Raw genomic sequence first — 23,678 nt, 5'->3', positions numbered from 1 at the left:
CAGGTTATCTCGGTCAATCGGGCTGTGTGGCGGTGAACAGTTGAACACAACGAATGATTGCGTCAGGCTCCGCCATCTGATTGCGTCCATGTTCATTGCTGGCCCGGCATGGAACAAGCGTAAATTCGACCCGCTATCGATGAGTTTTACGAATGAATCCGCGAACACTCACGCCGTCCATGTCGCTGTTGCTGGCTTTCGAGGCCGCCGCCCGCCATGAAAGCTACACCCGCGCCGCCCATGAGCTGTCATTGACGCAGAGTGCGGTCAGCCGCCAAGTGCAAATCCTTGAAAAGATGCTGGGAATGCGCCTGTTCAGCCGCGAAGGCCGACAAGTGGTGCTGACCGACGTCGGACGCATGTACCAGCGCGAACTCGCCGAAGCGCTCGGGCAGATCCGCAGCGCAACGTTGCAGGCCATGGCCTTTGGGTCCGGCATTCACAGCCTGCGTCTGGCGACGCTGCCGACCTTTGGTTCGAAATGGCTGCTGCCACGGCTGAAGGATTTCTACACGGCGCATCCCGGCATGACTGTGCATTTGCATTCGCGAATCGAGGCCATCGATTTCGATACCAGCGAAATCGACGCCGCCATCTGCGTCGGCGGCGGTGAGTGGCCAGGGCTGACCGCCCTGCCCTTGCATACCGAAGAGCTGGTGGCGATCGCCAGCACGCAGTTGTCGGCCGCTGAACGCGATGATGCCGAACAGCACATCGCCGGGCAGTTGCTGCTCAACGTCAGCAGCAATACCCAGGCGTGGGCGGAATGGTTCAGCGATCGCGGCCTGCCCCATCGCAGCATGCGCATCGGGCCGAGTTTCGAAATGACCTCGCACCTGATTCAGGCGGTCCGGGCCAATATCGGTGTGGGATTGGTACCGAGGATTCTGGTCGAGGACGAATTGCTCAAGGGCGAGCTGCTGCAACTGGGGGAGCCGATTACCAGTCGCCGCAGCTATTACCTGGTGTATCCACCGCGCAATGAGAATTTGCCTTCGCTGAAGGCATTTCGGGATTGGCTGGTGCATACACTCTGAAGGGCTGTGTCGCAAGATACGCCGCTTCGCGAGCAGGCTCGCTCGCTCCCGCAGAGGAATGTATTTCAAAGTGGGAGCGCGCCTGCTCGCGAAGAAGCCAGTCGCAACAACTTTAAAACCTCGGTTTAACCGCCTTCCAATCCGGTTTATACCGCTGCATCTGCCGCACATCATCGCGCTGGCGAATCGCGCACGTCAGGTACTGACCATGCAGCTTGCCCAGTTGATCGTGATCCAGCTCCAGCCCGAGCCCCGGCGCGCGGGTGATCTTCACGCAGCCACCAACAATTGGCAGTTTGCCGCCCTTAATCACTTCCTCGTCCGGCTCTTGCCATGGGTAATGGGTGTCGCAGGCGTAATCCAGATTGGGCACCGCCGCCGCAACATGCGCCATGGCCATCAGGCTGATGCCCAAGTGTGAATTGGAATGCATGGACACGCCAAGGCCGAACACATCGCACATTTTCGCCAGGGTCTGCGTGTCGCGCAGGCCGCCCCAGTAATGGTGATCGGCAAGCACAATTTGCACGCTGTTCTGCGCAACGCTGCGGCGAAACTCGTCGAAATCGGTGACCACCATGTTCGTCGCCAATCGCAGATGGGTGCGCTCGTGCAGTTCGGCCATGCCATCGAGGCCCGGCGTCGGATCTTCGTAATACTGCAAGTCATCACCGAGCAGTTCGGCCATGCGAATCGAGGTTTCCAGCGACCAGTTGCCGTTCGGGTCAATGCGCAGCGGGTAACCGGGAAAAGCTTTTTTCAGCGCCTTGATGCATGCCACTTCATGTTCCGGCGGCAAGGTTCCCGCCTTCAGCTTGATACTCTTGAAACCATACGCCTCGATCATTCGCGCCGCCTGCGCAACGATTTGCTGCTCGCTCAGCGCCTCGCCCCAGTTATCCGGCCTGTAAGGCGAGTCGATATGTTCGGCGTACTTGAAAAACAGGTAAGCACTGAACGGCACTTCATCGCGTAGCGCACCGCCGAGCAAATCCACCAAGGGCACATTGAGGTAATGCGCCTGCAAATCCAGAAACGCCACTTCGAACGCCGAGTAGGCATTGCTCACCGCTTTGCTGGCGTGGGACCCGGGGGCGAGTTCGGCGCCAGCGATGCTGGCCGGTTTGTTCGCCGCCACGGTGGCCTGCACGATAACGCGCAACTGGTTGAGGTTGAACGGATCGAGACCGATCAATTGCCCCTGCAGTTGTTGCTGGATCGCCAGCGCCGGCGCATCGCCATAACTTTCGCCGAGGCCGATGTAGCCGTTGTCACTTTCAATCTCGATGATCGACCGCAAGGCAAAGGGTTCGTGGATACCGCTGGCGTTGAGCAATGGCGGGTCGCGAAAGGCAATCGGGGTCACGCTGACACGGGTGATTTTCAAGATAACGCTCCTCAGATCGGCAAACGATTCAGTGGCTGGCTGCGGGACGGGCCGTCGCCACGCAAGCGACCTCGTCACTAGGCTTTGCCGGGGTTTTACCCTTGGCGCCGGGCGCCGTGCGGGCGAAGAAGATCACCAAGGCGGCGACCAGTGACGTCGCTGCCAGGCCATACAGGCCACCCTCGATGGACCCCGTGGTTTGTTCAAGAATGCCGAACGCGGTCGGCGCAACGAAGCCGCCGAGGTTGCCGACGGAATTGATCAGCGCGATGACCGCGGCGGCGATGCGAGCATCGAGATAGCTTTGCGGAATCGGCCAGAACAGCGCCGACGCGGCTTTGAAGCCAATGGCCGCGAAGCAGATGGCGACGAAGGCAAACACTGGCCCACCGATGGTCGACACGAACATGCCAATGGCCGCAATCACCAGTGTCAGCGCCACCCAGGCCTGCTGGAATTTCCACTTGCCGGCCATCGCCGCGAAGCCGTACATGGCGACAATCGAGATGATCCAGGGAATCGAGTTGAGCAGACCGACCTGAAAATCACCGAGATTGCCCATCTTCTTGATCATGCTGGGCAGCCAGAAAGTCGCGCCGTAAATGGTCAGGGCGATGGAGAAGTAAATGAAGCAGAACAGCGCGATCTGGCGGTCAGCCAACAGCTTGAACATCGACGGCTTGGCAACCTGCACCGCTTCACGGGCCCGCTGCTCTTCGGCAATCGCCGCAACCAGCGCTTCACGTTCCTCTTCGCTAAGCCACCTGGCTTGACGCGGGTGCGATTGCAGCCAGAACCAGACGAACGCGCAAAGCACTACCGACGCGGCGCCCTCGATCAGGAACATCCATTGCCAGCCGTGCATGCCCAGCCCGCTGATGTGCAACAGCGCGCCGGACACTGGACCGGAGATCACCGAGGCAATCGCCGAACCGCTGAGAAACACCGCCATGGTTTTGCCGCGTTCGGAAGCCGGCAACCATTGAGTGAAGTAATAAATGACGCCCGGGAAGAAACCGGCCTCCGCGGCGCCCAGAATAAAGCGCAGCACATAGAAACTGGTTTCGCCCTGCACGAACGCCATGGCCATGGCCGCTGCGCCCCAGGTGAACATGATCCGGGTCAGCCAGACACGCGCACCGTAACGTTGCAAGAGCATGTTGGACGGCACTTCGAACAACGCGTAGCCGATGAAGAACAACCCGGCGCCAAGACCATACGCGGCTGCGCCGATGCCCAAATCAGTCTCAAGGTGACTGCGCACGAAACCGATGTTGACCCGATCGATGTAGTTGACGATGAACATCACCACGAACAGCGGGAGAACGTGGCGCTTGACCTTGGCGGCGGCACGGGCAAGCACCGCGCTGTCCGGTGAACTCTGAAGGGTGTTCAAGTGGGCGACTCCCGATGTTGTTTTTTTAGGGATGACTTCAACCAATGGCTCGATCATGGACGCCGCGCATTGATCCCGTCTAATCTAAACTGGCATTCGATTGATACCGGGATTAGATCAATGTTCGAGCTGACCCAACTGCGTTGCTTCACCACTGTCGCCACCGAGCTGAATTTTCGCCGCGCCGCCGAACGACTGAACATGACCCAGCCGCCGCTGAGCCGGCAGATCCAGTTGCTGGAGCATCATCTTGGCGTCGCGCTGTTCACGCGCAGTACACGGAGCGTTGCGCTGACGGCTGCCGGCCGGGCATTTTTCGTCGAAGCGCAAAATCTGCTGGAGCGCGCCCAGCAGGCTGCAGTGACCGCGCGCCGGTTTGCCGAAGGCGACATCGGCTCGGTGAACATCGCTTTCGTTGGCAGCGCGGTGTATGAATTTCTGCCCAAGGTCATCGCCGAAGCCAGGCTGAAACAGCCTCAGGTAAAAATCGATCTGTCGGAAATGAACACGTATCAGCAGCATGAAGCCTTGCGTGCGCGGCGCATCGATCTGGGTATCGCCCGCGCACCATTGCTGGAACCAGGCTATGCCACCGAATGCCTGGTGCGCGAACCCTTTGTCCTGGCGGTGCCACGCAGTCATGTGCTGGCGAACGCGGCTGAAGTAGCAGTCAGTGATCTGGATAAACAGCCGTTTCTGATGTACTCCCACGCGGCTTACCCGCCGTTCAACGAACTGTTGACCGGCATGCTGCGCTCGGCGCGGGTCGCTCCCGACTACGTGCAGTGGCTGGGGTCATCGCTGACGATTCTGGCGCTGGTCAACGCCGGCATGGGCTTGGCACTGGTGCCCCGTTGCGCGACCAGCGTGGTGTTTCGGGATGTGGTATTTCGCGATATCGATCTGGGTGAAGGGGTGCAGAGCGAACTGCATCTGATCTGGCGGGAGAACAACGACAACCCGGCGTTCGCGATGTTGCTGGAGGCGATTCGCCGAGCGGTGGTTGAGGGTTGGGGCTAAGAGTGATCAGCTCTTCAACGGAGGTGGAGCACTGGGTGCCTTGGGCTGCGCATTCTCCACTGGCCTGCCATCTTTCGTATAACGACGCGCCACCCAGTCTGGCATTGGTTGCGGTGCTCTGGCTGTCATAACGGAACCTCCAATTTCGGGCCGAACTCGACCCACTTGACCCGGCTGGAATCTATCAGCAAATAGTCAGCGCCAAAAGGCACTTCTGCTCCGTCGGCATCCAGCCAACACGGATTCTGCATGACGAACTGGCCGCTGTCGGACTCGGGTGGCCACTCCACGGGCCAGCCAAACACACGCCTTTCATCGTTCAAATGCAATGTGACGAGACGATGGTGCTGAGCGAAAATGCTGAACCATTCACTGGGGTAAGAAGATTGTTTCGTGACGTTTCGCCTGCGCAGCCAGCCGTGTAATTTGTCGTTGGTCGCCAGATAGCAGGCCAGCAATCCAAGCGCCAGCGAAAACACAAACGCCCAAAGCGTCTGCGCCCGTTCGCTCCAACGCCCAAGAGAAAATCCGTTCGAGCCAATCCACAGACACAGAGCGCCGACCGCCAACACGGCCCCCTGAATCACAAACGTGAAAATCAACGCCTGCACGATCTGCCCGAACGTGTCCGGTCGTTTGAATGCTGTGAGTGAATAAAAGATCCAGGTCGATAAAAACCCGGGGATCAGGTACTGCAACAACGGAATGATTTCCTTGACCAGATCATCCATGATCCGAGGCTCCTTGAACTAAGTGCGAACCAGTCATCGACTCGCATCAAGAGCCTAGTGCACGCTGAGAAAAACCCTGGCGGGTAACTGTCACAGCTCATTGCGAGCGTTTAGCCTGCTTCTATAAGCGCGATAAAAATAACGTTTATCGGATACGTTGACCGTTCTGGCACCGTACGCCTCTTAACTTATGTGCATTTCTATCCCGGAACATGACGACCACCGTTGACCTCGCAAGGCTTAGAGGAGTATCCCCATGACCCGCTATCAACCACTCAATTGCGATCTGTACGATTATCTGGAAATCGCTTGCATGCGCGGCTATCAGCTTGACATCGAGCTGATCGACGGGCAGCGGCTGGCTGCGAAAGCCATCACCATTCGCACCACCTCCGACAAGGAAGAGTTCATGGAGATCGAGCAGGCTGGTGAGCAAAGTGAGATTCGTCTGGATCAGTTGCTCGCGATCACTCCGCAAGCAGCCGATGCAGAGTTCGGGCGCATCGTTTTCAACGAGCCAAGTTGCTCGATCAAATGAAAAAAGGCAGACGCCGCTGTTGCGGTGTCTGCCTTTTTTTGCGAACCGGGCGGCTCGTTACAGACAGTCACGCACTGATTGGCGCAGCGACCCTGACTTGGCCCATGGCGGCCCTTGGTACAACGACACTTTGCTGCCGTCCTTGTACTTGACGATATCGAGAATTTCATCGGCTGTGATGACGCTCGGCGCGGTGATCCGGTAGCCGTTCGAAATCGAAGTCTGCGAAGTCCTGGCGACGTCCTTCTGCCACAACGGTAACAAACACGCCGCATAGTCCCTGGGAGGCTTTTCACTGGTCTTGCTGAGATTTGGCTCGCCCGGCACCAACGACGCCGGTAACGAGCAACCCGCCAACAGGGCCAGTGCCAGACTGCCGATCCAAACGCGCATGTTGTTTTACCTGCTCTGCAAAAAAACGTGAATGTAACGTTTAACTGCTTGCACATCCATCGTGACGCCCCGCCGTTACGCGCTATTGGACAATTTTTCACATCGATGAAGCCGAACGTCAGGTGACATGTCCGCACCTGGAAAAATGCGACTACTCTTTTCTACCGACATTGTTCTGGAGGTGATCATGCGGCTCAACGAATACGAACACGAACTTCAACGGGACTTGCAAAGTGTTGCGTCGGACCTGAGGTGGTCGGCAGTCGACCTCAAACGCATTGCTGAACAGCTGCGCAAATCAGGCAACGAGGCGGACGCCCAGACTGTGTTGCGATCCTGCGAAATCCTGCAGAACGACGAGGAAAGATTGCAAGGCTATGCGAAGGAAGTAAAAGCCCGCGCCATCAGTCGAATCAAAATTCATTGATTTGATTCCACAAAAAAGCCCCGGGCGAAACCGGGGCTCATCGTTACTGTCCATCAACTCGCGTTTTGATTCTGGACGCGCCTGGGGCGTGGCTTGTAGCCGGGAAGCGCTGCCGCATAGGCCATCGCCTCCTCCCTGCTCGCAAACGAAGCCAACCGGTCGCCTTCAGTGCAAACCCGCCATGGGCCGTTGTTTACGCTGAGCACGTCGTAACCGTTCATGTGCATCTTGTTCAGCATTGGAATGCTCATAAGCACCTCCTTTCCGCCAAGGGTGGTTTCAGCTTCACGCGTCCACCTTACACCCGGTTTGCGCCCCGATATAGGCCGGATGTCGCAACGTCTGGTCAATTTTCCGGCACTTTTCGTCTGCGTTAAGCCTCCCAATTCAGAGGGAACCTTTAAATTCGCGCCAGGCTCGAATATTGCAGTTCAATTACAGTTTTATGACAGGCATTAAACAGGTCACACATGAAAGTACGCGCTACCGTCATTTGCGAGCAGGATCGGCATATCCTCCTGGTGCGCAAACCCCGCCATCACTGGTCGCTCCCCGGCGGCAAAGTCGAGCCGGGAGAAACCCGTGCGGCCGCTGCGGTGCGCGAGTTGCAGGAAGAAACCGGGCTGAATGCCGAGGACGTCCTCTATCTGATGGACCTGCAGGCGGGCAGCACGCGGCATCACGTTTACGAGGCTTCAGTGGTGAACATCGATGATGTGCGCCCGCAAAACGAGATCATCGATTGCATCTGGTATCCGCTGGACGCCGTACAGAATCTCGACACCAACGATGCCACACGCCGTATCGTGCAGGCGTTTCAGCGCCGTTTGTAAGGGTCAGCCGGCGAAGGCCCGGCGTCCCGCGCTGATTTCGGTGCGCAACTCACCGATGAAATTGGAAATGTCGCGAATCGTCACGAGGTGCTCGGGAGACACGCCATCGAGCAACAATTCGACGCGCCCGCTGACCGGCTCACAGACCGTGATGTGCAACAGCCCTTGCGCGGTTGGCGTGCAGTCACACTTGTAGGTCGGAAAGCCCGACTCGACGATGCGGCAAATGTCGGCAATGGCAAGCATGGGCGGACGCCTCGCAGGCGGAAAATCCATCCATCGAGCATAGATGAGCGAAGTGTTTATTGCCGTTCAAAAATGCCAAACCGATCACAGAATGCACAAGCACTCAGTCCGCGTCGTGCCCCCATATCCAGTTCCACATCCCGGGCAGACTCACAGGCTCAGCGCTTTGCTGAACGGTGCGCGCCAGGGCCGCTTTTTCGAGCATGGCAGGATCGTCATAAAACGGTTTGGCCGCCAGTCTGACGCCAGTGGCCGCCGCACTATCGAGCAGGATCTGCAAATATTCACGGGTGTGCCGTGCGGTATAGCGATTAAGGTCATGGAACGTTACAACCACCGGAATCACACCATCGACAGTTGGCAATTGCCCCAGAGCAATGCGCTCGCGCACCTCGGATAGCTGGCGCAGCATATTCGCACGACGTCGTGGGCTGGCGTTGAAACCCCACACCTTGCCGTCATTGGCGCTCAGATCTGTCAACAGAACGTGCAAGTCATGCTTCTGGTACGCCGCGAACGTGCGTTTATCGTAGTTCCAGAATGGCGGGCGCAGCAGCTTTGGCGGCGATCCGGTGATGGCGGCGATGTCGGTTTTGCCGTCGGCCAGCGACTGTTCGAGGTCTTGCGGATCAAGCAAGCGATGGTTGGTGTGCCAATGAGTGGCCGTGTGGAAGCCGAGAATATGCCCTTCGTCGTGCTCACGACGCATCAAGCTGCGCCCAATCTCGCTGGCGCCTGCTCTGGGCGCGCGGGTCTGCACGAAAAAAACGGCTTTGATATTTGCCTGCACGGCATTGGTTTTGAGGCTGTCGAGCACAGTTGCTGTCGGATTCCATAAGCCCGAAGCGCTTGGGCCATCATCGAATGTCAGCAAAAACCGCACGGGCGCCCGGGTTTTCAGGCGGGTTTCGGTTTGCGCGGTCATTTCGACAGGTGCCGCGATGCAGCCCACCAGCCCCAGCGCCATGAGCATTGCACACAGCAATTTGCATCTGGATTTCATGTTTTGCCCTGACTCCGGCCACAGCCGTCGCGTTATTGAATGGCAAAACTCCCTCGCCTTCATTCATCCCTGCGCTGCGATCCGCGAGCGCAGGTTGGATAAGGTACACAGGGTTTGGTTCGGGTGCTTGTTTTCAGTGCGTCAAGGCTTGTTGAAAGGAGGTGTCGGGAATCCCCGCCGTGACCATCGGAGTGAATTGCGCGCGTTACTAATACTGTTTCAAGCGCGAAACAGCCCCTACGAAACAGAGGCCCAATCGAACCAACCGCTTGTCTGACATTTCGACAGTCATACATACATTTTCGCCCACTGCGGATAGCATGCGCGCCGCCTTTCCGATTGGTATACCAGTTGACCAAAGCGTCAACAAATCAGGAATCCTTCTATAACTTTCAAGCTGTGCAGAGAAACAAGTGAGCGACGATTTTGCAATCAAACAGGTCAGAGGCCTGAAGTGTATCCATCTGTCGAAGACAGAACGCCTGGAGCTCGACTGTTTTGTCGACCATTACATCAAGACCCGAAATCTGCATGACGTGCCCGACATCGAACGCACCTTGCGCAGTACCCTTGACGGGTACCCCGGCCATGCGCCGGTGATGGTCAACGAACTCAATGCGTGGATCGACAGGACGCTGGGGTATCGGGCAACACACCCGGACTTCACGCATCTGGAAGACATCTGAAACGCGAAAAGCCCCGTTCACGCGGGGCTTTTCGTTTGCCTTGCTCAGGGCTTCAACGGTCGCTCCTGATCACGGTCCGACAGTTCGCGGCTGTCATCGTGTTTCCAGGTCTGCTCCTCTCTTCTCTTCTGTTGCTCAATCTCTTCCTCTGTCGGTTCATTCTCGTCCGGACGCGTTTGCTCGGTTGCCATGTTCACCTCGTCAAACCAGCTCATCATCCTTGAAGCGTAGAACAGCTTTCTTCGTCCAACATTAGCACCGGACCTTGCTTCGCTAGGCGTAACATGGCGCCATTCATTTTCAAGCCAGGAAGACACCATGCTGTATCGAATCGCGGCCGACGGGCTGGTGCTGTTTCACTTGTGCTTTATCCTGTTCGTGCTGTTTGGCGGACTGCTGGTATTGAGGTGGCCACGCCTGATGTGGCTGCACTTGCCGGCGGCTGCCTGGGGCGTGGCGGTCGAATTGTTGCACCTGACCTGCCCGCTGACGTATTGGGAAAACCTGATGCGTCACGCAGCCGGGCAAACTGAGTACGCCGGCGGTTTCATCGAGCATTACATCTGGCCGATCATCTATCCGGCAGGCCTGACGCCGCAGATTCAATTGGCGCTCGGCAGCGTGGTACTGGCGGTTAACGTGCTGGTGTATGCGCGACTGATTCGCTCGTGGAAACTGCGCCACGCCAGGCGCATTCCGTTTTAACGTCCCGCCGGTTTCAGAGCCTCGAGCCATTGCGGATCGAGGCATTTCTGATCTACATCAAGGCCCAGAGCCTGCATGCGCGCCTTGTGCTCGTCCAGCTCTTGATGCAGTTGCCCATGATCGCTGGAGTTACCGTCCAGATCATGCATTTGCTGCAACCCAAGGTGATAAAAGCGCAGTACTTTCATCGCCGTCGGATCGCTACGCTGCACCCCGGCCGTCACCTGGTGCATCACGTTGGTGATGCTCATCAGGCTGCGCTTGAGCCGCCAGCTGTACACCGCCGGAGCCATCCAGGTCTGATGCCAGAAACGCCCGCGCAACAGCGCTGCCGTCAGCAGAAACGCCGCAAACACACCACCGACATTGAATCGAAGATTATCGCCATCAGGCTCACCGAACAGTGCCACGGCCACGGACGAGAAGAGCATGGCCAGCGCCAGAAACAGGACGGCAATGATGACCGTACTGCGTCGGGTCTGCTGACGAAAGGTAGCGGGGTCCATCGGCTGAATCTCGAACATCAAAAAGACTTCCCTGAGTGACAAAAGGCGCAACGGAAAAAACTCGCCGGGGCATTATCGCATCGCATCAGGTTTTAGCTATGCTGGGGCTCCTTTTCATCTTTTCAGCGTCCAACGGGGACATGGCGATATAGCGCAGATCGTGCCATCTTCATTCATGGATACATACTATTCGGATGCCATCCGGCCGATTCTGGATGACATCGTTTTAAGGATCATTGCATGACCCAACGACACGTAATCAATGCCTCGGTCAGCCCGAAAGGCAGCCTCGAAACCCTTTCCCAGCGTGAAGTCCAGCAACTGAGCGAAGCCGGTTCCGGCAGCACCTATACCCTCTTCCGCCAGTGCGCCCTGGCCATCCTCAACACCGGCGCCCATGTCGACAATGCGAAGACCATCCTCGAAGCCTACAAGGACTTCGAAATCCGTATTCATCAGCAGGACCGCGGCGTGCGTCTGGAGTTGCTGAACGCTCCGGCAGACGCTTTCGTCGACGGCGAGATGATCGCCAGCACCCGTGAAATGCTGTTCAGCGCCTTGCGCGACATTGTCTACACCGAAAACGAGCTCGACAGCCAACGCATTGATCTGAGCAACTCCCAGGGCATCAGCGACTACGTGTTCCACCTGCTGCGCAACGCGCGCACCCTGCGTCCGGGCGTCGAGCCGAAAATCGTCGTGTGCTGGGGCGGTCATTCGATCAACACCGAGGAATACAAATACACCAAGAAAGTCGGTCATGAACTGGGCCTGCGCAGCCTAGACATCTGCACCGGTTGCGGCCCCGGCGTGATGAAGGGCCCGATGAAAGGCGCGACCATTGCCCATGCCAAGCAACGCATTCAAGGCGGCCGCTACCTCGGCTTGACCGAGCCGGGCATCATCGCCGCCGAAGCGCCGAATCCGATCGTCAATGAGCTGGTGATCCTGCCTGACATCGAAAAACGTCTGGAAGCCTTCGTCCGCGTCGGCCATGGCATCATCATTTTCCCGGGCGGCGCCGGTACCGCTGAGGAGTTCCTGTATCTGCTCGGCATCCTCATGCACCCCGACAATGAAGGCCTGCCGTTTCCGGTGGTTCTCACGGGGCCGAAACATGCCGCGCCGTATCTGGAACAGCTCGACGCGTTCGTCACCGCCACACTCGGCGAAGCGGCGAAACAGCATTACGAAATCATCATCGACGATCCGGCCGAAGTCGCCCGGCAAATGACGCAAGGCCTGAAAGCGGTGAAGCAATTCCGCCGCGAGCGCAATGACGCGTTCCACTTCAACTGGCTGTTGAAGATCGACGAGGGCTTCCAGCGTCCGTTCGATCCGACGCACGAAAACATGTCCAACCTCAAGTTGCACCGCGACCAGCCACCGCACGAACTGGCGGCCAACCTGCGCCGGGCGTTCTCGGGCATCGTCGCTGGCAACGTCAAGGACAAAGGCATTCGCTTGATTGAAGAACACGGGCCGTATCAGATCCGTGGAGACGCAGCGATCATGCAGCCGCTCGATGCACTGCTGAAAGCCTTCGTCGCCCAACACCGGATGAAACTGCCGGGCGGCGCGGCGTATGTGCCGTGCTATCGCGTGGTTGCTTAACTCTTCCGACTACCACATAACAAATGTAGGAGTGAGCCTGCTCGCGATAGCGGTGGTTCAGTCAATATCAAAAGTGACTGATAGATCGTTATCGCGAGCAGGCTCACTCCTGCAGTATCTGCGGTGTGGCGCAAATCGTGTCCATAACCTCAATCCCCTGTGGGAGCGAGCTTGCTCGCGAAGAGGCCCAAGAGTACACATTAATCTCTCAGGTTATTCACCAACCGCCCCGCCAACGCCTTGGCCTGCGCTGCCACATCCGACACCGCCGTGCTTTCCCACCACATCCCGCGCAACGGCGGGCCCATGGCAAACAACCGATCACTCACCCGCCCTTCGGCGTCCACCACCGCACCTTCAACGGCTGCGATCCCTAACGCCAACGGACCCGGCTGCACCAAACCCCGCGCCAGCAATTGCTGCGGTAACGGTCGAGCGACCCGCCGCCAGTCGTACTCGATGCCGCTGGAGTTGATCAACGCCGCACCGCTCATCAAGCAAGTATCAATTTGCCCACGCGGACGGATGCGAATGGTCACAACGTCGCCATTATCTGATTCAAGCCCCTTGAACGAGGCAGCATGAATACGTAAGCGTTCTTCACTATGCAGACGCTCGATCAGCTCGGCACTCAGGGGCGGCGAACGATGGTGATGACTCTCCCACCACGGCCGCACATGCCGTACGAATTGTCGACGCTGAACGTCCGTCGCCTGACTCCACAACCGAGCAATGTGCCCCCGGACCGTATCCAGCGGCGCCTGCCAGTCGACGCCTTGTGCGATGGCGTCGCGGCAATGCCGACGCACTTCGCGCAACAACTGACGGGGTGTGCTGATACTGAAATCCTCGCCAAGAAAATCTACCCAGGCCGGCGGTTGACGACGAACGTGTGGCAGCAAGCCGTGCCGGGAAAACACCTCGATAGGCCCACGATGGCCAGCCTGCTCCAGCGACACGACAGCATCGACCATGGTCAAACCGGAACCGATGATCAGCACGGTGGATTGCGGATCAAGATCGCGCATCGCGGCGACATCCCACGGATCGAGCGCGGCGGCGTTGAGGCCGCTGGAGTGCGTCTGCGGTGTGCGGGCGGCGGGGAACATGCCGGTGGCAAGTACGGCGCGACTGCCTCGCAAATGCTGGCCATCGCTCAGGGTCAGCTGCACCTCGCCGCCATTGATTTGCAAGTCTGTGACCTCAGCACGGACGTGAGCAACGGTCGAGCCCTGCCGCGCACCGACAACCTGAGCCTGCGCAAGACGCTCTTGAACATAGACACCGAATAATCCACGAGGCGCAAACAGCTCACTGATCGGGACATCCTGATCAGCCGACTCCGGCCAACCGCCGTCAGCGATATACGTGGTCAACCATTGCGTAAGATCATCAGGGTTATCCGGGTCAACGCTCATCCTCGCCGCGTTGCCATTGAGCGTATGCCCCAATTCGGTGGCGCTGTAAGCCTCGCCTCGCCCCAGTTCGGCACGCGGCTCAATGATTAAAATCCTCTGTTGCAAAGGCAGGCGCAGCAATTGCACCGCCAGCATCGTACCGCTGAGGCCGCCGCCGATAATGAGAATGTCTGCGTAGCGCTCCATCAAATCACCACATTGCGCACGAACCGCGCCGCGACATCGCCATCGTTGCGGTAGCAATGCGGCTGATTGCTGGCGAACATAAAAAACTCTCCCTTGCCGATGCGCTGCGGCTGATCGCCCAGCATCAGCGTCAGACAGCCCTCAAACACATAAATCTGCTCGCTCCAGCCATCGGCGTCCGGTTGTGACGGATAGACTTCGCCCGGTTGCAGGCACCATTCCCACTGCTCGACCTCGCGAGTCGCGGTGGCTTTGGACAGGAGCACCGCTCTGCTGCCCGGTATCTTGCCTGCCCAGGCGACCTCGTTGATCCGGCTCGGATCTCGGGCTTCGGGCGCCTGAATCAGATCGCTGAAGGCGACTTCAAGGGCTTCGGCCACACGATCAAGCGTGGTCAGGCTGACATTCTTTTCCCCCGCCTCGATCGCCACCAGCATGCGTCGACTGACTCCGGATTTTTCCGCCAGGGCGGTTTGGCTCATGTCGGCTGCGTGGCGCAGGCGCCGCACGTTCAGGCTGACGTGTTGCAGGACGGATGCCCGCTGAGTCGAATCTTTGTGCACTATATTGCTCACTCGGTGGGGTTGGGCAGTATACTGCGCAACGTTGCGCCGCATTGTGCGGCCTCCTTTTTATAGTGCGCAAGGTCATGACGTCGCCAGACAGCTCCCCCACTCCCCTTCGTTTCTCCCGTTTCAGCAAAGCCGAGTGCGTGCTGGTGCTGATCACCATGATCTGGGGCGGCACGTTTCTGCTGGTCCAGCACGCGATGACGGTGAGCGGCCCAATGTTTTTCGTAGGGCTGCGCTTTGCGGCGGCGGCAGCCATTGTTGCGCTGTTCTCCTGGCGTCGCCTGCGCGATCTGACCTTGTTCGAGGTCAAGGCTGGGTCGTTTATCGGCGTGGCAATCATGCTCGGCTACGGCTTGCAGACCGTCGGGTTGCAAAGCATTCCGAGCAGTCAGTCTGCCTTTATTACGGCGTTGTACGTGCCGTTCGTGCCGTTACTGCAATGGCTGGTGCTGGGCCGGCGTCCCGGGTTGATGCCAAGCATCGGCATCATGCTGGCGTTTACCGGTTTGATGCTGTTGTCGGGGCCCTCGGGTGCCGCGTTGAACTTCAGTCCCGGTGAAATTGCCACGCTGATAAGCGCCGTCGCCATTGCCGCCGAAATCATCCTGATCAGCACCTTCGCCGGGCAGGTGGACGTTCGACGCGTAACGGTGGTGCAACTGGCGGTGACAGCGGCGTTGTCGTTTCTGCTGATGGTGCCCACCGGCGAAGTGATACCGGACTTTTCCTGGTTATTGTTTGCAACGGCTTTGGGCCTGGGAGCTGCGAGCGCGGCGATTCAGGTGGCGATGAACTGGGCGCAAAAAAGTGTTTCGCCAACTCGGGCAACGCTGATCTACGCCGGTGAACCCGTGTGGGCCGGCATTGTCGGACGGATTGCAGGGGAGCGGTTGCCGGCCATCGCCTTGGTGGGCGCCGGGTTGATTGTCGCGGCGGTAATTGTCAGCGAACTGAAGACCAAGGGGAAGGTTGTTCAAACGCAGGATGAGCTGGAGCGGGAGACGCAGGGTTAAACTCAGAAATGTGCATTCACGATTAACGGCTGTCACGAGCAGTCTCACGCCTGCAGGCGCAAGCGTTTCAAATTCCAGGAATGAGCCTGCTCGCGATGAGGCCATCTGCGGCAACATATCCATCCCTGAAACAGCGCCAAACACATATTTTCGGTCTACTTTGTAGGATTCTGAGACATCCTGGCATTTGGTGATCGGGGAACTGGCACGTATGATGCTTCACAAACTTCCGCAGATTAGAAGCCTATGTCCCTGATAGTTCTACTGCTTCTGCCATTCATTGGCAGCTGTCTGGCAGCGATGCTGCCGCACAATGCGCGCAATGCCGAATCACTGCTTGCTGGCCTGGTCGCTTTGATCGGCACCGTCCAGGTCGCGATGTTGTACCCGCAAATCGCCCACGGTGGCGTGATCCGCGAAGAGTTCATGTGGTTGCCCAGTCTGGGCCTGAACTTCATTCTGCGCATGGACGGCTTTGCCTGGTTGTTCTCGATGCTGGTCCTGGGCATCGGTACGCTCGTGTCCCTGTATGCCCGTTATTACATGTCCCCGGACGATCCCGTCCCGCGTTTCTTCGCGTTTTTTCTGGCGTTCATGGGCGCCATGCTGGGGTTGGTAATCTCCGGCAATCTGATTCAAATCGTATTTTTCTGGGAGCTGACCAGCCTCTTCTCGTTCCTGCTGATCGGATACTGGCACCATCGCGCCGACGCCCGGCGTGGCGCCTATATGGCGCTTATGGTCACCGGTGCCGGCGGGTTATGCCTGCTGGCGGGGGTCATGATCCTCGGCCATGTTGTCGGCAGCTATGACCTGGACAAGGTCCTGGCCGCCGGCGATCTGATCCGCGCACATGCCCTCTACCCTGTTCTGCTGCCTCTCATCCTGATCGGCGCACTCAGCAAAAGCGCCCAATTCCCGTTTCACTTCTGGCTACCCCATGCGATGGCGGCACCGACGCCCGTCTCGGCGTATCTGCACTCGGCAACCATGGTCAAGGCCGGGGTCTTCCTCCTTGCGCGTCTGTGGCCTTCGCTGTCTGGCAGTGAAGAATGGTTCTACATCGTCAGCGGTGCCGGCGCCTGTACGTTGTTGCTCGGCGCGTATTGCGCGATGTTCCAGAACGATCTCAAAGGTTTGCTGGCCTACTCGACCATCAGCCATCTCGGCCTGATCACGTTGCTGTTGGGCCTCAACAGTCCACTGGCCGCTGTCGCGGCGGTGTTTCACATTCTCAATCACGCCACGTTCAAAGCCTCGCTGTTCATGGCCGCCGGCATCATCGACCACGAAAGCGGCACCCGTGACATCCGCAAGCTCAGCGGCCTGATCAAACTGATCCCGTTCACAGCGACGCTGGCGATGGTCGCCAGCGCCTCGATGGCTGGCGTTCCGTTGCTCAATGGTTTCCTCTCGAAAGAAATGTTCTTCGCTGAAACCGTGTTCATCAACGCCACGGCGTGGGTCGAAACCAGTCTGCCGATCGTGGCCACCATCGCTGGCATGTTCAGTGTCGCTTATTCGCTGCGCTTCACCGTCGATGTGTTCTTCGGCCCGCCTGCCAAGGATCTCCCGCACACGCCGCACGAACCGCCGCGCTGGATGCGTGCACCGGTCGAGTTGCTGGTCTTCACCTGCCTGTTGGTGGGGATTTTCCCGGCACAGATCGTCGGCCCATTGCTCGCCGCAGCCGCATTACCGGTTGTCGGCGGTGTGCTGCCGGAATACAGCCTAGCCATATGGCACGGCCTGAACGCACCGATGGTCATGAGCCTCATCGCCATGTCCGGCGGCATCGTCCTGTATCTGCTGCTGCGCAAGCAGCTCAAACTTGGCCGCTTCAAATACCCCCCGCTGGTGGGCCGCTTCAATGGCAAGCGTCTGTTTGAACGAAGTCTGGTGATGATGATGCGCATGGCTCGTCGCGTCGAACGGCGACTCGGGACCAAGCGCTTGCAGATGCAGTTGTTCCTGATGGTATCGGCCGCCGTACTTGCCGGCCTGATTCCGATGCTGCACAGCAGCCTGAGCTGGGGCGACCGGCCGAAAATCCCCGGATCCATCGTCTTCGTGACCTTGTGGCTGCTGGCGATAGCCTGTGCGCTCGGCGCCGCATGGCAGGCCAAATATCACCGTCTCGCCGCGCTGACCATGGTCAGCGTCTGTGGCCTGATGACCTGCGTGACCTTTGTCTGGTTCTCCGCGCCGGACCTTGCGCTGACGCAACTGGCGGTCGAAGTGGTGACCACCGTATTGATCCTTCTCGGCCTGCGCTGGCTACCGCGTCGGATAGAAGAAGTCTCGCCACTGCCGAGCAGCCTGCGCAAGGCGCGCATTCGCCGTCTACGCGACTTGCTGCTGTCGATTGCCGTGGGTGCCGGCATGGCCTTGCTGTCCTACGCCATGCTCACCCGCCAGACGCCGAACCACATTTCCTCGTTCTACCTCAGCCGCGCCTTGCCCGAGGGCGGCGGCAGCAATGTGGTCAACGTGATGCTGGTGGACTTCCGTGGTTTCGACACCCTGGGCGAAATTACGGTGCTGGTCGCCGTGGCCCTGACCGTGTTTGCCCTGCTGCGCCGTTTTCGCCCGCCGAAGGAAAGCCTGCAGTTGCCGGCCCAGCAACGCCTGCTCGCTCCCGACGTGGTTACCGATCTGGTCAACCCGCGTTCGGCCAGCGACACCGCGCTCGGCTTCATGATGGTCCCGGCGGTGCTGGTTCGCCTGCTGCTGCCTATCGCGCTGGTGGTGTCGTTCTATCTGTTCATGCGTGGGCACAATCAACCGGGTGGGGGTTTTGTCGCCGGGCTGGTGATGTCGGTGGCCTTCATCCTGCAATACATGGTTGCCGGTACCCAGTGGGTCGAGGCGCAGATGAGCCTGCGTCCATTGCGCTGGATGGGCACCGGGCTGCTGTTCGCCACGGCCACCGGCCTGGGCGCGATGGTGGCGGGTTACCCGTTCCTGACCACCCACACCTGGCACATCAGCGTGCCGCTGCTGGGCGATATCCATATCGCCAGTGCGCTGTTCTTCGACGTCGGCGTGTATGCCGTAGTGGTCGGTTCAACGCTGCTGATCCTCACCGCCCTCGCCCACCAATCGGTGCGAGGTCACAAGACCGCGTCGCTGCCCAAGTCCGTCGCCAGCAAAGGAGCCGTCTGATGGAAGAAGTCATCGCAATCGCCATCGGCATTCTCGCCGCGTCCGGGGTCTGGCTGATCCTGCGACCGCGAACGTTTCAGGTGGTCATGGGCCTGTGCCTGCTGTCGTATGCAGTCAACCTGTTTATTTTCAGCATGGGCAGCCTGTTCATCGGCAAAGAGCCGGTGATCAAGGACGGCGTAACCCAGGATCTGCTGCACTACACCGACCCGCTGCCCCAGGCACTCGTGCTGACGGCTATCGTCATCAGCTTCGCCATGACCGCTCTGTTTCTTGTCGTTTTGCTCGCCTCGCGCGGCTTGACCGGCACCGACCACGTCGACGGCCGGGAGCCTAAAGAATGATGGCAATGACTCACCTGATCGCAGCACCAATTCTGCTGCCACTGCTGACCGCCGCGATCATGCTGATGCTGGGCGAGAAACACCGGCCGCTGAAAGCGAAAATCAACCTGTTCTCCAGCCTTGTCGGCCTGTTCATTTCGGTGATGCTGCTGCAATGGACCCAAACCACCGGTGTACCCGGCTCGATCGGTGTGTATTTGCCGGGCAACTGGCAGGCACCGTTCGGCATCGTTCTTGTGGTTGATCGTTTGTCCGCACTGATGCTGGTGCTGACGGGAATCATCGGCGTCAGCGCCCTGCTCTTTGCCATGGCGCGCTGGGACGGTGCGGGGTCGAGTTTCCACGCGCTGTTTCAGATTCAGCTGATGGGCCTGTATGGCGCCTTCCTGACGGCGGACCTGTTCAACCTGTTCGTGTTCTTCGAAGTGTTGCTCGCCGCCTCCTACGGCTTGCTGCTGCATGGGTCCGGCCGGGCGCGGGTGTCGTCAGGTTTGCACTACATCTCCATCAACCTGCTCGCCTCCTCGTTGTTCCTGATCGGCGCCGCGCTGATCTATGGGGTCACCGGCACGCTGAACATGGCCGACCTGGCCATGAAAATCCCGCTGGTGCCCGAGGCCGATCGTGGTTTGCTGCATGCCGGCGCGGGGATTCTCGCGGTCGCATTTCTGGCCAAGGCTGGCATGTGGCCGCTGAACTTCTGGTTGGTGCCGGCTTATTCCTCGGCCAGCGCGCCGGTGGCGGCGATGTTCGCGATCATGACCAAGGTCGGCGTCTACACCTTGCTGCGATTATGGACACTGTTGTTCTCAGGACAGGCCGGTGCTTCGGCCTATTTCGGCGGCGACTGGCTGATCTACGGCGGCATGGCGACCATGGCCGTTGCGGCGCTGGCGATTCTTGCCGCGCAACGGCTGGAGCGCATGGCCAGCCTGAGCATCCTGGTGTCGGCAGGCATCCTCCTTTCGGCGATTGGTTTTGCCCAGCCAAACCTGATCGGTGCGGCGCTTTTCTATCTGGTCAGCTCGACGCTGGCGCTGAGCGCGCTGTTCCTGCTCGCCGAATTGATCGAGCGCTCACGTTCAGCCAACGAGATTCCGCTGGAAGACGAAAGCGAGTTACTGCCGCGCCCACAGGAATCTCTGCAGCCGCCAAAAGGCATCAACCTCGACGACGAACAGAAAGCCGTGGTCGGTCAGGTCATTCCGTGGACCATGGCCTTCCTCGGTTTGAGCTTCATTGCCTGCGCGCTGCTGATAATCGGTATGCCGCCGCTGTCCGGATTTATCGGCAAGCTCAGCCTGATCGGTGCATTGCTCAACCCGCTGGGTCTGGGCATTGAGGCACCGCTGTCCCCCGGTGCATGGGGATTGTTGGCACTGCTGATTCTTACCGGGCTCGCCTCCTTGATGGCGTTCTCTCGCCTTGGCATCCAGCGATTCTGGACGCCAGAAGAACGCCCGTCGCCGTTGTTGCGCAAACTGGAATGCGCGCCGATTTTCCTGCTGCTCGCGCTGAGCATCGCTTTGACCTTCAAGGCTGAACCACTGTTGCGCTACACCCAGGCAACCGCCGATGCGCTGGCCAATCCACAGCAATACGTGCTGGCCGTCCTCGGTACCCGTGCCGTCCCAGGCCCGCAAGCCAAAGCCGACATGCAGGAGGCGCAGCCATGAATCGACTGTTCCCGGCTCCCTGGTTATCGCTTGCACTGTGGATCCTGTGGCTGACGCTGAACCTGTCGGTCAGCCCAGGCAACCTGTTACTCGGCGCCGCGCTGGGTTTCGCCGCACCTTTGATGATGCGCAAGTTGCGCCCGAAACGTGCGCACATCCGCCGACCCGGCACCATTGTGCGCCTGTTCTTCCTGGTCGGACGCGACGTGATCATGTCAAACCTGATCGTTGCAAGAGGTGTACTCCGCGCCGGTCGTCGCCCGCCCAACTCGTGCTTTATCAAAGTGCCGCTGGACTTGCGCGACGCCCACGGTCTGGCGGCACTGGCGATGATCTGCACCGTGGTGCCTGGCACCGTATGGTCGGAACTGGCACTGGACCGCAGTGTACTGTTGCTGCACGTCTGGGATCTGGACGACGAGGCGCAGTTTATAGAGCACTTCAAGAGCACTTACGAGCGGCCGTTGATGGAGATTTTCGAATGAGTCCACTACTGTCGAACGCGATTCTGCTGACGCTGTTCCTTTACTGCTTGGCGATGGCGCTGACCCTGGTGCGCCTGTTCAAGGGGCCGTCGGCTCAGGACCGGGTACTGGCGCTGGACTACCTGTACATCGTCGCCATGCTGATGATGCTGACGCTGGGCATTCGGTACGCCAGTGACACTTACTTCGAAGCAGCGCTACTCATCGCGCTGTTCGGCTTCGTCGGCTCGTTTGCCCTGGCGAAATTCCTGCTGCGTGGCGAGGTGATCGAATGAATGCCGACTTGTCTTTGTGGATCGAGGTTCCAGTGGCCATTCTGCTGGTGCTCAGCGGCGTGTTTACATTGCTTGGCGCAACCGGACTGCTGCGCATGAAGGATTACTTCCAGCGCATGCACCCGCCAGCGCTGGCCTCGACGATCGGTGCGTGGTGTGTAGCACTGGCGTCGATCATCTGCTTTTCGGCGTTGAAGTCCGGGCCGGTGGTGCATGCCTGGCTGATTCCGGTCCTGCTGGCGATCACCGTGCCGGTGACGACCCTGTTGCTGGCGCGGGCGGCGTTGTTCCGCAAGCGTATGGCTGGCGATGACGTACCGGCTGAGGTCAGCAGTCGTCGGACTGAAAGTGGTCGGTAGGTATTCAATTCAAAGATCGTCCGAAGGCTCGGGCCGCGATCGGACGATCTTTTGACTTTGCTTTTCTAGACCCAAGCCACCGCCAACAGCCCCGCCCCAAGCGCCGCACACAACGGCGAATATACCCACGTATCAAGCCGCGCAAAGCGCGAATCCTTCACTTCCTTGAAAAACCCCACCAGGTTCGAATCACCGATCGCCCGGGCAAACATCAGCAGCGCAATGGCGCTGATCACCCATTGCAGTGCCTTGTGCTGCACCGCCGGGATTCCCCAGCCGACTCGCATACACACCAGCGCAGCAATCACCAGCAGCGCAGCCGCGACCAGCAGAGTCAGCCAGCCTGAGGGGTTGAACGCCGGTCGCACCGTGGCGACGAAGCCCGACACCGGCACTTGCGGCACCACCACCGCCGCCGCCCATTGCCCACCTAGCGCCCAATACACGTGCATCAGACCGATTGCCGCGAAGACAGTCACCAGCCATTGAGCCAACACAAAGGTCATGGTTGAAATCCTTGAAAGGGATTTGAACAACCATCGTAGTCGGATTTCCTGCGCTTGCACGACCGGTCGGCGGTACGGTGCCTTGAGCCGTTATCTCAGATCAGCCGTCACCTTGTCAGCCACATCCTTGGCCAGCCACGCCTGCCACACATCCGGATGCGCTTTCATGAATGCCACCGCCGCCTCACGAGGGGCGGTGTGTTTCTCACTCATGTCTGCCAGCGCCTTGTTCAACGGTTCGATCGGAAAGTCCACCTTGCTGAAGAACTCGGCAATCTGCGGATGCTGCTTCTGAAACGGCGCAGACACGCCGATCGACAGCCTGGACGCCAGGGAGCGGGTCGGTTTTGGATTGGCGTTATCGGCATCCGTGAGCGTCTTCCAGGCCTCGGCATCAAACGGCGGCTCTTCCAGCTGCACCAGTTTGAACTTGCCCAGCAGTGGCGTCGGCGACCAGTAATAGAACAGCACCGGTTTGCCGCGACGAATCGAAGAACTGATCTCGGCGTCCAGCGCCGCACCCGAGCCGCTGCGGAAGTTGGTGTAATCGTACTGCAAGCCGTAAGCCGTGAGTTTCTGCTTGTTGACCACTTCCGAGGTCCAGCCGATCGGGCTGTTCAGGAAGCGACCTTTGCCAGGGCTTTCCGGGTCCTTGAACACGTCCTTGTATTTTTTCAGATCAGCGACACTGCGCAAATCCGGCGCCAGCGGCTTGATGCCTTTGGCCGGGTCCCCCTTGATCACGTATTCAGGTACCCACCAGCCTTCGGTAGCGCCCTTCACCGTATCGCCAAGGCCCACGACCTTGCCTTCAGCTTCGGCCTTGATCCAGACCGGACTGCGCCCGGCCCACTCCTCGCCAATGACCTGAATGTCGTTATTGGCCAGCGCGGTTTCCAGCGTGATGGTGGTGCCGGGCAAGGTATCGGTCGGCAGGCCATAGCCCTTCTCGACGATGACCCGCAGCACCTCGGTGATCAGACTGCCGCTTTCCCAATTAAGGTCGGCAAAGTGGATCGGTGCCTGTGCCGCCGTTACCGCTTGGGCTGACGCCAGCAAACCGAACGTCGCCACGCTGGCGGCCAGTAACCGTCGAAATCCTTTCATGCATTGCACCTCGTGCTGTTCACAGCAATGGCAGTTTGGCCTGACTGGAG

The 23,678-nt window shown here is 59.1% G+C and carries 28 protein-coding genes; 15 read left to right on the top strand and 13 right to left on the bottom strand.

Annotation, left to right across the window (positions count from 1 at the left end; genetic code table 11):
* Window positions 1–152 precede the first annotated feature (152 nt).
* A complete protein-coding gene (locus HU727_RS20445) occupies window positions 153–1,037 on the top strand; it encodes a LysR substrate-binding domain-containing protein (protein WP_186533321.1) in 885 nt (294 codons plus the stop codon).
* Window positions 1,038–1,149: 112 nt separating this feature from the next.
* Here the strand turns inward: HU727_RS20445 and HU727_RS20440 are convergent, their stop codons facing one another.
* Window positions 1,150–2,424, bottom strand: coding sequence for a glucarate dehydratase family protein (locus tag HU727_RS20440; protein WP_186533322.1), 1,275 nt, complete (start codon window positions 2,422–2,424; stop codon window positions 1,150–1,152).
* A 28-nt stretch (window positions 2,425–2,452) separates the two neighbouring features.
* The gene (locus HU727_RS20435; protein WP_186533323.1) at window positions 2,453–3,820 is read right to left on the bottom strand and encodes an MFS transporter; all 1,368 of its coding nucleotides are present in this window, start codon (window positions 3,818–3,820) and stop codon (window positions 2,453–2,455) included.
* Window positions 3,821–3,940: 120 nt separating this feature from the next.
* On the opposite strand from HU727_RS20435, the gene HU727_RS20430 reads away from it, so the two are divergent.
* Entirely contained in the window at window positions 3,941–4,840 is a 900-nt protein-coding gene (locus tag HU727_RS20430) for a LysR family transcriptional regulator (RefSeq protein ID WP_186533324.1), read from the top strand.
* Window positions 4,841–4,965: 125 nt separating this feature from the next.
* Here HU727_RS20430 and HU727_RS20425 read toward each other — a convergent pair whose 3' ends face one another.
* Window positions 4,966–5,571: a DUF6338 family protein gene (locus HU727_RS20425; RefSeq protein WP_186533325.1), complete on the bottom strand. Its 606-nt coding sequence runs from the start codon at window positions 5,569–5,571 to the stop codon at window positions 4,966–4,968.
* A gap of 256 nt (window positions 5,572–5,827) precedes the next feature.
* On the opposite strand from HU727_RS20425, the gene HU727_RS20420 reads away from it, so the two are divergent.
* On the top strand, window positions 5,828–6,109 hold the full coding sequence (locus HU727_RS20420; RefSeq protein WP_186533326.1) for a Rho-binding antiterminator: 282 nt from the start codon (window positions 5,828–5,830) through the stop codon (window positions 6,107–6,109).
* A 57-nt stretch (window positions 6,110–6,166) separates the two neighbouring features.
* Here HU727_RS20420 and HU727_RS20415 read toward each other — a convergent pair whose 3' ends face one another.
* Window positions 6,167–6,502 carry a hypothetical protein gene (locus HU727_RS20415; protein ID WP_186533327.1) on the bottom strand — a complete coding sequence of 112 codons (336 nt, stop codon included), beginning with the start codon at window positions 6,500–6,502 and terminating at the stop codon, window positions 6,167–6,169.
* Between the two features lie 187 nt (window positions 6,503–6,689).
* Between HU727_RS20415 and HU727_RS20410 the strand changes: the two genes are divergently transcribed.
* Window positions 6,690–6,929, top strand: coding sequence for a hypothetical protein (locus HU727_RS20410; RefSeq protein WP_186533328.1), 240 nt, complete (start codon window positions 6,690–6,692; stop codon window positions 6,927–6,929).
* A 53-nt stretch (window positions 6,930–6,982) separates the two neighbouring features.
* Here HU727_RS20410 and HU727_RS20405 read toward each other — a convergent pair whose 3' ends face one another.
* Window positions 6,983–7,180, bottom strand: coding sequence for a DUF2188 domain-containing protein (locus tag HU727_RS20405; protein WP_186533329.1), 198 nt, complete (start codon window positions 7,178–7,180; stop codon window positions 6,983–6,985).
* A gap of 219 nt (window positions 7,181–7,399) precedes the next feature.
* On the opposite strand from HU727_RS20405, the gene HU727_RS20400 reads away from it, so the two are divergent.
* Window positions 7,400–7,762, top strand: a complete 363-nt coding sequence (locus HU727_RS20400) for an NUDIX hydrolase (protein WP_186533330.1) — start codon at window positions 7,400–7,402, stop codon at window positions 7,760–7,762.
* A gap of 3 nt (window positions 7,763–7,765) precedes the next feature.
* Here the strand turns inward: HU727_RS20400 and HU727_RS20395 are convergent, their stop codons facing one another.
* Both HU727_RS20395 and HU727_RS20390 read right to left on the bottom strand, forming a co-directional pair.
* Window positions 7,766–8,008 carry a DUF1652 domain-containing protein gene (locus HU727_RS20395; RefSeq protein ID WP_186533331.1) on the bottom strand — a complete coding sequence of 81 codons (243 nt, stop codon included), beginning with the start codon at window positions 8,006–8,008 and terminating at the stop codon, window positions 7,766–7,768.
* A 103-nt stretch (window positions 8,009–8,111) separates the two neighbouring features.
* Window positions 8,112–9,011, bottom strand: a complete 900-nt coding sequence (locus HU727_RS20390; protein WP_186533332.1) for a polysaccharide deacetylase family protein — start codon at window positions 9,009–9,011, stop codon at window positions 8,112–8,114.
* 413 nt (window positions 9,012–9,424) lie between these two features.
* Between HU727_RS20390 and HU727_RS20385 the strand changes: the two genes are divergently transcribed.
* On the top strand, window positions 9,425–9,697 hold the full coding sequence (locus HU727_RS20385) for a hypothetical protein (RefSeq protein ID WP_186533333.1): 273 nt from the start codon (window positions 9,425–9,427) through the stop codon (window positions 9,695–9,697).
* A gap of 44 nt (window positions 9,698–9,741) precedes the next feature.
* Here the strand turns inward: HU727_RS20385 and HU727_RS20380 are convergent, their stop codons facing one another.
* Entirely contained in the window at window positions 9,742–9,888 is a 147-nt protein-coding gene (locus tag HU727_RS20380; protein WP_186533334.1) for a hypothetical protein, read from the bottom strand.
* A gap of 127 nt (window positions 9,889–10,015) precedes the next feature.
* Here HU727_RS20380 and HU727_RS20375 point away from each other — a divergent pair, with 127 nt between their 5' ends.
* A complete protein-coding gene (locus tag HU727_RS20375; RefSeq protein WP_186533335.1) occupies window positions 10,016–10,402 on the top strand; it encodes a DUF2784 domain-containing protein in 387 nt (128 codons plus the stop codon).
* Here HU727_RS20375 and HU727_RS20370 read toward each other — a convergent pair.
* Complete coding sequence (locus tag HU727_RS20370) at window positions 10,399–10,926, bottom strand: DUF3087 family protein (protein ID WP_186533336.1); 528 nt, start codon at window positions 10,924–10,926, stop codon at window positions 10,399–10,401. The two genes, HU727_RS20375 and HU727_RS20370, sit on opposite strands and share 4 nt — an antisense overlap.
* Window positions 10,927–11,148: 222 nt before the next feature.
* Here HU727_RS20370 and ppnN point away from each other — a divergent pair, with 222 nt between their 5' ends.
* Entirely contained in the window at window positions 11,149–12,522 is a 1,374-nt protein-coding gene (ppnN, locus tag HU727_RS20365; RefSeq protein ID WP_186533337.1) for a nucleotide 5'-monophosphate nucleosidase PpnN, read from the top strand.
* Between the two features lie 200 nt (window positions 12,523–12,722).
* Here the strand turns inward: ppnN and HU727_RS20360 are convergent, their stop codons facing one another.
* Together HU727_RS20360 and HU727_RS20355 are read right to left on the bottom strand one after the other, a co-directional pair.
* Window positions 12,723–14,126: an FAD/NAD(P)-binding protein gene (locus HU727_RS20360; RefSeq protein WP_186533338.1), complete on the bottom strand. Its 1,404-nt coding sequence runs from the start codon at window positions 14,124–14,126 to the stop codon at window positions 12,723–12,725.
* Complete coding sequence (locus HU727_RS20355) at window positions 14,126–14,689, bottom strand: helix-turn-helix domain-containing protein (protein ID WP_186533339.1); 564 nt, start codon at window positions 14,687–14,689, stop codon at window positions 14,126–14,128. The genes HU727_RS20360 and HU727_RS20355 overlap by 1 nt, the downstream gene beginning before the upstream one ends.
* 86 nt (window positions 14,690–14,775) lie before the next feature.
* Here HU727_RS20355 and HU727_RS20350 point away from each other — a divergent pair, with 86 nt between their 5' ends.
* The 7 genes from HU727_RS20350 to HU727_RS20320 all read left to right on the top strand — a co-directional run bounded on the left by HU727_RS20350 (window position 14,776) and on the right by HU727_RS20320 (window position 22,015).
* Window positions 14,776–15,711, top strand: a complete 936-nt coding sequence (locus tag HU727_RS20350) for a DMT family transporter (RefSeq protein WP_186533340.1) — start codon at window positions 14,776–14,778, stop codon at window positions 15,709–15,711.
* 246 nt (window positions 15,712–15,957) lie between these two features.
* Window positions 15,958–18,876, top strand: a complete 2,919-nt coding sequence (locus HU727_RS20345; RefSeq protein WP_186533341.1) for a monovalent cation/H+ antiporter subunit A — start codon at window positions 15,958–15,960, stop codon at window positions 18,874–18,876.
* Window positions 18,876–19,220 (top strand): Na+/H+ antiporter subunit C, encoded by a 345-nt coding sequence (locus HU727_RS20340; protein ID WP_016775082.1) that lies wholly within the window; start codon window positions 18,876–18,878, stop codon window positions 19,218–19,220. The genes HU727_RS20345 and HU727_RS20340 overlap by 1 nt, the downstream gene beginning before the upstream one ends.
* Complete coding sequence (locus tag HU727_RS20335; protein WP_186533342.1) at window positions 19,217–20,896, top strand: monovalent cation/H+ antiporter subunit D; 1,680 nt, start codon at window positions 19,217–19,219, stop codon at window positions 20,894–20,896. The genes HU727_RS20340 and HU727_RS20335 overlap by 4 nt, the downstream gene beginning before the upstream one ends.
* Window positions 20,893–21,381, top strand: a complete 489-nt coding sequence (locus tag HU727_RS20330; RefSeq protein WP_186533343.1) for a Na+/H+ antiporter subunit E — start codon at window positions 20,893–20,895, stop codon at window positions 21,379–21,381. Before HU727_RS20335 ends, HU727_RS20330 begins: the two co-directional genes overlap by 4 nt.
* Window positions 21,378–21,656: a K+/H+ antiporter subunit F gene (locus HU727_RS20325; RefSeq protein WP_071172757.1), complete on the top strand. Its 279-nt coding sequence runs from the start codon at window positions 21,378–21,380 to the stop codon at window positions 21,654–21,656. Before HU727_RS20330 ends, HU727_RS20325 begins: the two co-directional genes overlap by 4 nt.
* The gene (locus HU727_RS20320; RefSeq protein ID WP_186533344.1) at window positions 21,653–22,015 is read left to right on the top strand and encodes a Na+/H+ antiporter subunit G; all 363 of its coding nucleotides are present in this window, start codon (window positions 21,653–21,655) and stop codon (window positions 22,013–22,015) included. Before HU727_RS20325 ends, HU727_RS20320 begins: the two co-directional genes overlap by 4 nt.
* 65 nt (window positions 22,016–22,080) lie before the next feature.
* Here the strand turns inward: HU727_RS20320 and HU727_RS20315 are convergent, their stop codons facing one another.
* Together HU727_RS20315 and HU727_RS20310 are read right to left on the bottom strand one after the other, a co-directional pair.
* Window positions 22,081–22,521, bottom strand: coding sequence for a DUF3995 domain-containing protein (locus tag HU727_RS20315; protein WP_186533345.1), 441 nt, complete (start codon window positions 22,519–22,521; stop codon window positions 22,081–22,083).
* Window positions 22,522–22,611: 90 nt separating this feature from the next.
* On the bottom strand, window positions 22,612–23,628 hold the full coding sequence (locus HU727_RS20310) for an ABC transporter substrate-binding protein (protein ID WP_186533346.1): 1,017 nt from the start codon (window positions 23,626–23,628) through the stop codon (window positions 22,612–22,614).
* Window positions 23,629–23,678: the final 50 nt, after the last annotated feature.

The sequence above is a fragment of the Pseudomonas khorasanensis genome, assembly GCF_014268505.2.
GTDB lineage: Bacteria > Pseudomonadota > Gammaproteobacteria > Pseudomonadales > Pseudomonadaceae > Aquipseudomonas > Aquipseudomonas khorasanensis.
Note: the sequence above shows the minus strand (reverse complement) of the source record. Positions and strands in the feature narration are given on the sequence as shown.

What these genes read in the sequence shown, in the direction of transcription:
- ppnN (WP_186533337.1), top strand. Translation starts at nt 11,149, where the DNA reads ATGACCCAACGACACGTAATCAATGCCTCGGTCAGCCCGAAAGGCAGC.
- HU727_RS20345 (WP_186533341.1), top strand. Translation starts at nt 15,958, where the DNA reads ATGTCCCTGATAGTTCTACTGCTTCTGCCATTCATTGGCAGCTGTCTG.
- HU727_RS20325 (WP_071172757.1), top strand. Translation starts at nt 21,378, where the DNA reads ATGAGTCCACTACTGTCGAACGCGATTCTGCTGACGCTGTTCCTTTAC.
- HU727_RS20330 (WP_186533343.1), top strand. Translation starts at nt 20,893, where the DNA reads ATGAATCGACTGTTCCCGGCTCCCTGGTTATCGCTTGCACTGTGGATC.
- HU727_RS20400 (WP_186533330.1), top strand. Translation starts at nt 7,400, where the DNA reads ATGAAAGTACGCGCTACCGTCATTTGCGAGCAGGATCGGCATATCCTC.
- HU727_RS20410 (WP_186533328.1), top strand. Translation starts at nt 6,690, where the DNA reads ATGCGGCTCAACGAATACGAACACGAACTTCAACGGGACTTGCAAAGT.
- HU727_RS20390 (WP_186533332.1), bottom strand. Translation starts at nt 9,011, where the DNA reads ATGAAATCCAGATGCAAATTGCTGTGTGCAATGCTCATGGCGCTGGGG.
- HU727_RS20405 (WP_186533329.1), bottom strand. Translation starts at nt 7,180, where the DNA reads ATGAGCATTCCAATGCTGAACAAGATGCACATGAACGGTTACGACGTG.
- HU727_RS20395 (WP_186533331.1), bottom strand. Translation starts at nt 8,008, where the DNA reads ATGCTTGCCATTGCCGACATTTGCCGCATCGTCGAGTCGGGCTTTCCG.
- HU727_RS20335 (WP_186533342.1), top strand. Translation starts at nt 19,217, where the DNA reads ATGATGGCAATGACTCACCTGATCGCAGCACCAATTCTGCTGCCACTG.
- HU727_RS20350 (WP_186533340.1), top strand. Translation starts at nt 14,776, where the DNA reads ATGACGTCGCCAGACAGCTCCCCCACTCCCCTTCGTTTCTCCCGTTTC.
- HU727_RS20380 (WP_186533334.1), bottom strand. Translation starts at nt 9,888, where the DNA reads ATGGCAACCGAGCAAACGCGTCCGGACGAGAATGAACCGACAGAGGAA.
- HU727_RS20310 (WP_186533346.1), bottom strand. Translation starts at nt 23,628, where the DNA reads ATGAAAGGATTTCGACGGTTACTGGCCGCCAGCGTGGCGACGTTCGGT.
- HU727_RS20370 (WP_186533336.1), bottom strand. Translation starts at nt 10,926, where the DNA reads ATGTTCGAGATTCAGCCGATGGACCCCGCTACCTTTCGTCAGCAGACC.
- HU727_RS20425 (WP_186533325.1), bottom strand. Translation starts at nt 5,571, where the DNA reads ATGGATGATCTGGTCAAGGAAATCATTCCGTTGTTGCAGTACCTGATC.
- HU727_RS20315 (WP_186533345.1), bottom strand. Translation starts at nt 22,521, where the DNA reads ATGACCTTTGTGTTGGCTCAATGGCTGGTGACTGTCTTCGCGGCAATC.
- HU727_RS20320 (WP_186533344.1), top strand. Translation starts at nt 21,653, where the DNA reads ATGAATGCCGACTTGTCTTTGTGGATCGAGGTTCCAGTGGCCATTCTG.
- HU727_RS20340 (WP_016775082.1), top strand. Translation starts at nt 18,876, where the DNA reads ATGGAAGAAGTCATCGCAATCGCCATCGGCATTCTCGCCGCGTCCGGG.
- HU727_RS20430 (WP_186533324.1), top strand. Translation starts at nt 3,941, where the DNA reads ATGTTCGAGCTGACCCAACTGCGTTGCTTCACCACTGTCGCCACCGAG.
- HU727_RS20360 (WP_186533338.1), bottom strand. Translation starts at nt 14,126, where the DNA reads ATGGAGCGCTACGCAGACATTCTCATTATCGGCGGCGGCCTCAGCGGT.
- HU727_RS20415 (WP_186533327.1), bottom strand. Translation starts at nt 6,502, where the DNA reads ATGCGCGTTTGGATCGGCAGTCTGGCACTGGCCCTGTTGGCGGGTTGC.
- HU727_RS20445 (WP_186533321.1), top strand. Translation starts at nt 153, where the DNA reads ATGAATCCGCGAACACTCACGCCGTCCATGTCGCTGTTGCTGGCTTTC.
- HU727_RS20375 (WP_186533335.1), top strand. Translation starts at nt 10,016, where the DNA reads ATGCTGTATCGAATCGCGGCCGACGGGCTGGTGCTGTTTCACTTGTGC.
- HU727_RS20420 (WP_186533326.1), top strand. Translation starts at nt 5,828, where the DNA reads ATGACCCGCTATCAACCACTCAATTGCGATCTGTACGATTATCTGGAA.